Genomic DNA, 7,782 nt, shown 5'->3' with positions numbered 1-7,782 from the left:
GGTACGCCCGTCGACCTCAGCAGCCCGGTCGGCACACCTCTGACACGCGCGGGGGGTGGGGATGTGCAGGCGGGGCAGTCATATCTCGTCGGTGAGCGTGGCAGGCCGGAAATGTTCGTGCCCGATGTGCCCGGGCGAATCATCCCGGACGACATGCTCGCTGGCCAGGCCCAGCAGCAGGCGGCCCCCGTGACGATTCATCTCAATCCAACCTACAACATCGACAGTCGGACTGACCGCGCGGACATCATCGCCGCCATTCGGCAGGGCAATGAACAGACCAAGGCTCAGATCCTGGATAGCATGCAACGCGGCGGCAGGTTCTTGCAAAGACAGTGACCCATGGCCATTCTGACCTTTCCTGACGACATCCTGCCGTCCAGCGCGATGTTCGGGTTGCAGTCGAACACGGAAGCCTTCACATCGCCGTTGAACAAGGCCACGCAGACCGTGGAGCGGCCTGGCGCGCTGTGGAAGGCGCGCCTGACCTTCACCACCATGAGCCTGCAGCAGCAGCGGCGCCTGAAGGCTTTGCTGTCGGCCCTGAACGGCATGGCAGGCCGGATCTATCTGTGGCCGCACGATGCCCCCGGATCTGCGCTATACAGCGCAGCGGTAAGCGGCGCTATGACCGATTTCAGATCGCTTCCAACGTCGGGGTGGCCGGCCAGCATATTGGTGCTGCAAGCTGGCGAATACATCGAAGCCGGGGGTGAGTTGAAAATCGTCACGGCCGACGTGACCAGCGACGCCATGGGGCTGGCATCCATTCCAGTCGCACCTCCATTCCGGAACGCGCCGGCCAATCTGGCCGTCGTGGCGCTGGACAAGCCGAAAGCAAAGATGCGCCTGGCCAGCGACGTCTGGGAGTTCGTGAGCACGCCGGCGTGGCGTCATGAATCTTTCTCCGTGGACTTCATCGAGGACCCGCAATGACGCGCACGCTTAATGACGATGGCATCGCGGCGGTAAAAGGGGGGCACGTCCCATACCTGTTCTTTGTGCAGCTCGATTTCTCGCAGCCGCTGCGTATCTGCAGCGCTGGATATGACATCAATTGGAACGGGTTCACGTGGATGGGGACTGGCGCCCTAGGCAGCATCGAGCCGATCCAAGAGCAGGCCAGCCTGGAGGCAACTGGTGTCCGCCTCACGATGTCCGGTATTCCCTCTGAGATCGTGGCGATCTCACTCGGGGAGCAGTACCAGGGCAAGCCATGCCAGATCTGGTTTTCTCCGCTTCGGGCGGACCTCCAATTGTTCATGCAGCCCGTTCGCCTTTTCTATGGGCGCATTGACACCTTGTCGTCTGAGGTGGGCGATACCGCGACCGTCACGGTGTCGGCGGAATCGCGCATGGTGTCCTGGGATAAGGCGCGCGTGCGCCGCTACAACAACGAGGATCAGCAGAGCCGTTACCCGGGCGACCGCGGTTTCGAGTACACGCCGCAACTCGTGGAAAAGACCCTCCTTTGGGGAAGATAATGCACTTCACTCAATCAGACATTGCGCGCTTCAATGCGAAGGTGGACAAGTCCGGTGACTGCTGGATGTGGACTGGTGGGGTCAAGAGCAAAGAGCAGCCCTACGGCAAATTCCCCACTGGGAAGCGCAGTATCAAGGCGCACCGAGCGGCATGGATCATTGCCAATGGCCCGATCCGGGGTGGTTTGCATGTGCTGCATCGCTGCGACAACCCGCGCTGCGTGAATCCAGATCATCTATTCCTCGGAACGCATCAACAGAACATGGAGGATATGCATAAAAAGGGGCGAGCTGCGCGCATGAGTGGAGACGACTGGTATGCCTCTCATCCCCAGGAGAGCTTCCCAAGTGGCGATGAAAACTGGACGCATCGCTTTCCCGGGAGAGTGAGGCGCGGTGAGCAGACGCCATGGGCAAAACTCTCCGATAAGGCGATCTCCGAAATTCGGGCCGCATGGTCATCCGCCGAGAAGAAGTACGGTCTTCGCAAGCGATTGGCTGAAACATATGGTGTCCACAAGCACACCATCTGGCACATCGTGACGAACCGCACGTGGACCCACATATGAAGCGATTCAACGATTGGCCTACGCGGCTTGCCGCATTCATCGAAGCCCGCCGCGCGCGGGCTTTTTCACGCGGTATCAGCGACTGCTGCATGTTCGTCGCCGACGCGGTCGAGGCGATGACGGGCGTGGACTATGCGGCGCGCTGGCGGGGGTTCTACACGAGCGACAAGGCCGCGTTTCGGCTCCTGCGGGACTACGGCGGGGTGGTGGGCGTCGCCACGATGATGCTGGGCCCGGCGGTTCCGGCAGCGCTCGCCGGGCGTGGAGATGTGGTTGTCATTGATGCCCCCGAGGGGGAGGCCCTCGCGCTTTGCGTCGGGGACAAGATTGCTGTGCAGGGGCGGGATGGAATCATCTTCCTGCCGATGAGCGCAGCCAAGGCAGCCTGGAAAATCTGAGGGAAATGTCATGGCAGAAGGAATCGGCGCCATTGCGGCGGCTGTCGCCGGGGCAATTGCGGCCGGCGGCGCCGCCTATGCTGCGGTTTATGCCATCACGTATGCGGTGATTGTCTTTGGCGCGTCATGGGCCGTGTCGGCGCTGATGGGTGCCGTCTTCAAGCCGCGCACGAACAACGGCTTCGCCGCCGAGGCACAGGGCCGCACGCAGGTCGTCCGCTCCAACGTCCAAGTCCGAAACATCGTCTACGGCCGTGCCATGACCTCGGGCCCGCTGGTCTTCGCCGGCAGCACCGACGGCGATGGCAAGGCGAACCAGTTCATGCACCTGGTGATCGCGCTGGCCGACCATGAGTGCGAGGACATCGAAGAGGTGTATATCGGCGAGGACCCGGTTGGGACGCTTAGCAGCGGATTCCCGACTGGCGGGAAGTTCCTGAAGACATGGGGGGAGTCGAAGACCATCACTGTGCCTGTGACCGGCACGACCATGACGTTCTCGGTCGGCGAGCCGATCTACAGCATCACCTCGGTGTCGTCGGTCACGCCAGCGACTGAGGAAAACTTGGGATTCGGACCTACTGTTTTCCCCTTGGGGAACTATAGCGCAGCGCCCGGCTCCGCCGATGTGACCGTCCAGGGCGTGCCGGAAGGTGCGGACAGCATCCAGATCACCTACGAGGCCCAGCGCCAGAAGGCGCTGGTGCGCATCAAGAAGCATCTGGGGTCGATCAACCAGGTGGCCGACGGCGACCTGGTTGGCGAGATGCCGGGGAACTGGACGACTGCCCACCGGCTGTGCGGCGTCTGCTACCTGTATGTGCGCCTGGAATACGACGCCGACATCTTCCCCAACGGGTTGCCGAACATCAAGGCGGTGGTGCGTGGCAAGCGGATCTATGACCCGCGCAACGGCGTTACCGCCTGGAACGACAACTGGGCCCTGTGCGTCTATGACTACCTGCGCGACGAGCGCGGCTTCAGCTGCACCGACGAGGACATCGACCTTGCCTCGGTGATCGCCGCGGCCAACATCTCGGACGAGCTGGTGGCCGTGACGCCGGACAAGAACGACTGGCGCTATCGGTGCAACGGCATCGTCATGTCGGACAAGTCGCCGCGCGACAACCTGACGGAGATGACGACGGCCGGCGCTGGCGCGGTGGTGATCTCGGGCGGCACATTCCGGCTGTTCGCCGGCGCCTACGACATCCCGACCGTGACGCTGACCGAGTCGGACCTGCGGGGCGCGGTGAAGGTGCAGCCGCGCATGTCCCGCAAGGACCTGTTCAACGTGGTCAAGGGGACGTTCGTCGATCCGTCGAACTACTGGCAGCCGGGCGACTTCCCGGCGGTCAGCAACCCGCTGTACGCCGCGCAGGACGGCGAGGTGATCGAGCGCGACATCGAGCTGCCGTACACCACGAACGTGGTGGCGGCGCAGCGCATGGCCAAGATCATCCTCGAGCGCTCGCGCCAGGGCATCGTGGTCGAGTTCCCGGCCAAGCTGACGGCGTTCCAGCTCACGGCCTACAGCACGGTGAAGCTGTCGCTGGCGAAGTTCGGGTGGGCAGAGAAGGTGTTCCGGGTCATGTCCTGGAAGATGAGCGACGACGGTGGCATCGACCTGGTGCTCAACGAGGAAGCCGCGGCGGTCTATGACTGGAACTTCGGCGACGCGACGACGACGGATCCGGCGCCGGACACCAACCTGCCCAACCCGTTCCGGGTGGAGATGGTCGGCCAGATCGGCATGGACTCGGGCGAGGTGCAGCTGCTGCTGACGCAGACGGGCGTGGTGATCTCGCGCGTGCTCGTGACCTGGCCGCCGGCGGTGGATGCAGCGCTGCAGCAGTCCGGCTCCATCGAGTTGCAGTACAAGCGCCTGCAGGACGCCGACTGGACGATCCTGACGCCGATGCCGGCCAGCACCACCAGCGCCTACCTCGCGCCGGTGGAGGACGGGGCCTACTACTACGTGCGCGCGCGGTACGTCTCGGGCATCGGCGTGCGCAGCCCCGACTGGACGTACACCTACGGCCACAAGGTGGTGGGCAAGACTGCGCCGCCGAGCAACATGGCCGGCCTGTCGCTGACGGTGCTCAACGGGTTCGCCAACCTGACCTGGGACGCGGCGGTCGATCTGGACGTGCGCAACGGCGGGCAGGCGCGTATCCGGCACACCACCGACACGATCTCGCCGACCTGGGGCAGCGCCGTCGACTTCGGCGGCTTCATCTCGGGCGCGGCGAACAGCGCGCAGTTGCCGCTGATCGAGGGTGTGTACCTCGGCAAGTGGGTGGACTCGAGCGGCAACGAGTCGCCGCTGGCCGCCCAGGTGGTGACCACGGCGCCGTCACTGCAGGACCTCAACGTCGTGGCCACGATCACCGAGCAGCCGGCGTTCGCCGGGGCCAAGGTGGGCATCGTATTCGACCCGGCGCTCAACGGCATCAAGCTGATCGGCATGGGCCTCATCGACGATCAGGGAATGATCGACGCGACGGGCGAGTGGGACGACCAGCCGGCCGTGGACAGCCTCGGGCCCATCGACGACGTGGTCGGCAGCGGCGGGTGGGGCCTGATCGACTCGCTGGGCGGACTGGTCTCCAGCGGCACCTACGACTTCGCCGGCACGCTCGATCTCGGCGTCGTCGAGAAGTCCCGGCTGACCGCCACGCTGGACGCCGTCTCGTTCGATACGGGCGATATGGTGGATGCGCGCACCGCGCTGATCGACACCTGGCAGTCCATCGACGGCGACCGGATCAACGACACGGCCGTGACGCTCTACGTGCGCACGACGGCGGACGACCCGGCGGCCACCCCGGACTGGACGGACTGGCAGCGCTTCACGCTCGGCGACTACGAGGCGCGTGCCTTCGAGTGGCGCGCGGTCGTCGAATCGGGCTCGCCCACGCACAACGTGGTCGTGACCGGGCTGTCGGTCTCGGTAGACATGCCCGATCGGCGCGAGGCCGGGCGGGACGTGGTGTCGTCCGCCGGCCCGCAACTGATCACCTTCAACAAGCCGTTCCGCGTCGTGCCGGTGCTGGGCATCACCGCTCAGAACATGGTGCAGGGCGACTATTTCACCGTCACCGGCAAGAGCCCGGCCGGCTTCACCGTCAACTTCTTCAGCAGCGCAGGCGCAGCCATCTCCCGTCGGTTCGACTGGGACGCTGTCGGCTATTAACTTCGAGAGGACCACATGTCTCAAAATGATCTGGTGATCGACAACCAGGCGGGGGCATCGTTTCGCGCTGACCTGAACGGCGCGCTGCAGGCTTTGGCGTCGCAGCAGTCGGGCTCATCGGCGCCGACGACGACCTACCCCTACCAGTTCTGGGCGGACACGGGCGCCGGCCTCATGCGCATGCGCAATGCGGCGAACAGCGCCTGGGTGACCATCGGCCTGCTCGGCATACCGAATTTCGGCCACCTGCTGCCCGGCTCCATCGTGTTCCACGCGAAGAGCGCGGTACCGAGCGGTTTCCTGAAAGCCAACGGCGCGGCGGTGTCGCGCGCGACGTTCGCCGACCTGTTCGCCGAGATCGGCACCACCTTCGGCGCCGGCGACGGCTCGATGACGTTCAACCTGCCCGAACTGCGCGGCGAGGCCGTACGCGGCTGGGATGACGGCCGCGGCGCGGACTCGGGTCGGACGTTCGGTAGCTGGCAGGACGCGCAGTTGCGGGACCACAACCACATCCTGCCGCTCGGGATGGACGGCTCGGGTGTCTACCCGGCCTATTTGAGCGGCACGGGGATCTCGCCGTTTTACGGCACGACGACCATCAGCACGACGTACCGAACAGCCGCCGTGGGCGCTACCGCATCCGGATCGCTGGGCTTTGCGCTCTCGGGCGGAGTGAGTGGCTTCGTCGGAACCGGCAGCGAGATCCGCATGCGCAACGTGGCCCTGCTGGCCTGCATCAAGTTCTAAGGACCCCCATGGAAATCTTCAACTATCACCCCGCCACTGGCGAGTTCCTGTGCAACGGCCTGGCCGATGACAACCCGCTCCAGCCGGAAGAGCCCATCGTGCCGGGCTTCGCCACGCCGACCGCGCCGCCGGAGCGCACGGAGCGCGCCATCCCCGTCTACCGCGACGCCGCGGGCCATGCGCCGCAGAACTGGCCGGACGGCACCTGGACGCTCGTGCCGGACTACCGCGCGGTGCCGCTGTACCGCACGGCCGATGGCTCGCAGTTCATCCCGAGTGCCGAGTACACCGGGCTGGGCGACCTGCCGCCGTTCCTGACCGACGAGCCGCCGCCGTCGCCGGCGCATAAGTGGGTCGACGAGGAATGGACGCTCGACGAGGCCCTGCAGACCGAGCAGCTCGCTGCGGCCGCGCGCGCGCAGCAGGCGGCGCTGCTGGTCGAGGCCGACCAGCTCGTGGCGCCCCTGATGGACGGGTTCGTGCTCGACGAGCTGGACGCGGCGGACACGCTGCGCCTGAAGGCCCTGAGCCAGTACCGCAAGGACTTGCGCGCGGTCACTGGCCAGCCGGACTTCCCGCGCGCCATCGACTGGCCGGCCAAGCCCGCCTGATCCAATCCACCACCGGCCGCGCCAGCCCGCGGCATGCCCATGACCACAGACTTCAAACGCGGCCAGACCTTCGCCTACGCTGGCCAGATCCTGAACAACGGCGAGGTGATGGACTTCACCGGCTGGTCGATCTCGGCGCAGCTGCGGACCTCCGGTACCCGCAAGCTGGTGCAGGCCCTGTCGGCGACGTTCGTCGATGCCGCCACCGGTGTGGTGAGCCTGTCGGCCACGGCGGAAGAGACGACCGACTGGCCGCTGCAACTGCTGGTGATGGACATCCGCCTGCAAGACCCGGGCGGCAACGTGGTGCTGTCCGACACCTCGACCATCAACATCGTGGAGCGCATCACCTATGCCTGACCTGACCCAAGCCATCAGCCTGACGCTGACGCTTTCGAGCGCGGCCGGAGAGGCGCTGGAGGTGCCGTTCCTGCCGTTCTTCAAGGGTGACAAGGGCGACCCCGGAATCTCGCCAGAGGCGATGCTGCTCGGCTGGGCCCAGACGCAGAACTTCCAACTGGTGAGCGGCACGCGCGATGCCAATGGGGCGCTGACGGCGGCGCAGATCGCATGGCCTGATGGCACCGCCGGCGTATTCGCGGCGGACGTGCTCAGCACTGCGTTTCCGGGGGCCATCGACGCATGGCATGCCACCTATGTGGGTGCCACCACCAAGACCGTCACGCAGCCTGTTGTAACGCGAGATGCCAACGGCGCCGTGACGGCGCAGCCCGCAATTTTGATTTCGTGAGGTGAGAGATGGGATTGCTTGAT

The 7,782-nt window shown here is 65.4% G+C and carries 10 protein-coding genes; all 10 read left to right on the top strand.

Features of this window, described 5'->3' with window-relative positions; translation table 11 throughout:
- Nucleotides 1-339, top strand: a 339-nt coding sequence (locus AC3WXD_RS34800; protein ID WP_492325726.1) for a hypothetical protein, incomplete at its 5' end; no start/stop codon positions are given.
- Nucleotides 340-342: 3 nt separating this feature from the next.
- On the top strand, nt 343-936 hold the full coding sequence (locus AC3WXD_RS34795) for a hypothetical protein (protein WP_492325725.1): 594 nt from the start codon (nt 343-345) through the stop codon (nt 934-936).
- The gene (locus AC3WXD_RS34790; protein WP_492325724.1) at nt 933-1,484 is read left to right on the top strand and encodes a hypothetical protein; all 552 of its coding nucleotides are present in this window, start codon (nt 933-935) and stop codon (nt 1,482-1,484) included. The genes AC3WXD_RS34795 and AC3WXD_RS34790 overlap by 4 nt, the downstream gene beginning before the upstream one ends.
- Nucleotides 1,484-2,053: an HNH endonuclease signature motif containing protein gene (locus AC3WXD_RS34785; RefSeq protein ID WP_492325723.1), complete on the top strand. Its 570-nt coding sequence runs from the start codon at nt 1,484-1,486 to the stop codon at nt 2,051-2,053. The genes AC3WXD_RS34790 and AC3WXD_RS34785 overlap by 1 nt, the downstream gene beginning before the upstream one ends.
- The gene (locus AC3WXD_RS34780) at nt 2,050-2,451 is read left to right on the top strand and encodes a DUF6950 family protein (RefSeq protein WP_492325722.1); all 402 of its coding nucleotides are present in this window, start codon (nt 2,050-2,052) and stop codon (nt 2,449-2,451) included. Before AC3WXD_RS34785 ends, AC3WXD_RS34780 begins: the two co-directional genes overlap by 4 nt.
- A 145-nt stretch (nt 2,452-2,596) precedes the next feature.
- Nucleotides 2,597-5,647, top strand: coding sequence for a phage tail protein (locus AC3WXD_RS34775; RefSeq protein ID WP_492325721.1), 3,051 nt, complete (start codon nt 2,597-2,599; stop codon nt 5,645-5,647).
- Between the two features lie 15 nt (nt 5,648-5,662).
- The gene (locus AC3WXD_RS34770) at nt 5,663-6,397 is read left to right on the top strand and encodes a phage tail protein (protein ID WP_492325720.1); all 735 of its coding nucleotides are present in this window, start codon (nt 5,663-5,665) and stop codon (nt 6,395-6,397) included.
- A gap of 8 nt (nt 6,398-6,405) precedes the next feature.
- The gene (locus AC3WXD_RS34765; RefSeq protein ID WP_492325719.1) at nt 6,406-7,008 is read left to right on the top strand and encodes a tail fiber assembly protein; all 603 of its coding nucleotides are present in this window, start codon (nt 6,406-6,408) and stop codon (nt 7,006-7,008) included.
- Between the two features lie 39 nt (nt 7,009-7,047).
- Nucleotides 7,048-7,368: a hypothetical protein gene (locus AC3WXD_RS34760; protein ID WP_492325718.1), complete on the top strand. Its 321-nt coding sequence runs from the start codon at nt 7,048-7,050 to the stop codon at nt 7,366-7,368.
- The gene (locus AC3WXD_RS34755; RefSeq protein WP_492325717.1) at nt 7,361-7,759 is read left to right on the top strand and encodes a hypothetical protein; all 399 of its coding nucleotides are present in this window, start codon (nt 7,361-7,363) and stop codon (nt 7,757-7,759) included. Before AC3WXD_RS34760 ends, AC3WXD_RS34755 begins: the two co-directional genes overlap by 8 nt.
- Nucleotides 7,760-7,782 lie beyond the last annotated feature (23 nt).

Source organism: Cupriavidus sp. FW216-B1 (assembly GCF_058789195.1).
This window is presented reverse-complemented; position numbering and strand designations above follow the sequence as displayed.

Excerpts from the sequence above, each read along its gene's own strand:
- AC3WXD_RS34795 (WP_492325725.1), top strand. The coding sequence starts at position 343 with ATGGCCATTCTGACCTTTCCTGACGACATCCTGCCGTCCAGCGCGATG.
- AC3WXD_RS34790 (WP_492325724.1), top strand. The coding sequence starts at position 933 with ATGACGCGCACGCTTAATGACGATGGCATCGCGGCGGTAAAAGGGGGG.
- AC3WXD_RS34785 (WP_492325723.1), top strand. The coding sequence starts at position 1,484 with ATGCACTTCACTCAATCAGACATTGCGCGCTTCAATGCGAAGGTGGAC.
- AC3WXD_RS34780 (WP_492325722.1), top strand. The coding sequence starts at position 2,050 with ATGAAGCGATTCAACGATTGGCCTACGCGGCTTGCCGCATTCATCGAA.
- AC3WXD_RS34775 (WP_492325721.1), top strand. The coding sequence starts at position 2,597 with ATGGGTGCCGTCTTCAAGCCGCGCACGAACAACGGCTTCGCCGCCGAG.
- AC3WXD_RS34770 (WP_492325720.1), top strand. The coding sequence starts at position 5,663 with ATGTCTCAAAATGATCTGGTGATCGACAACCAGGCGGGGGCATCGTTT.
- AC3WXD_RS34765 (WP_492325719.1), top strand. The coding sequence starts at position 6,406 with ATGGAAATCTTCAACTATCACCCCGCCACTGGCGAGTTCCTGTGCAAC.
- AC3WXD_RS34760 (WP_492325718.1), top strand. The coding sequence starts at position 7,048 with ATGACCACAGACTTCAAACGCGGCCAGACCTTCGCCTACGCTGGCCAG.
- AC3WXD_RS34755 (WP_492325717.1), top strand. The coding sequence starts at position 7,361 with ATGCCTGACCTGACCCAAGCCATCAGCCTGACGCTGACGCTTTCGAGC.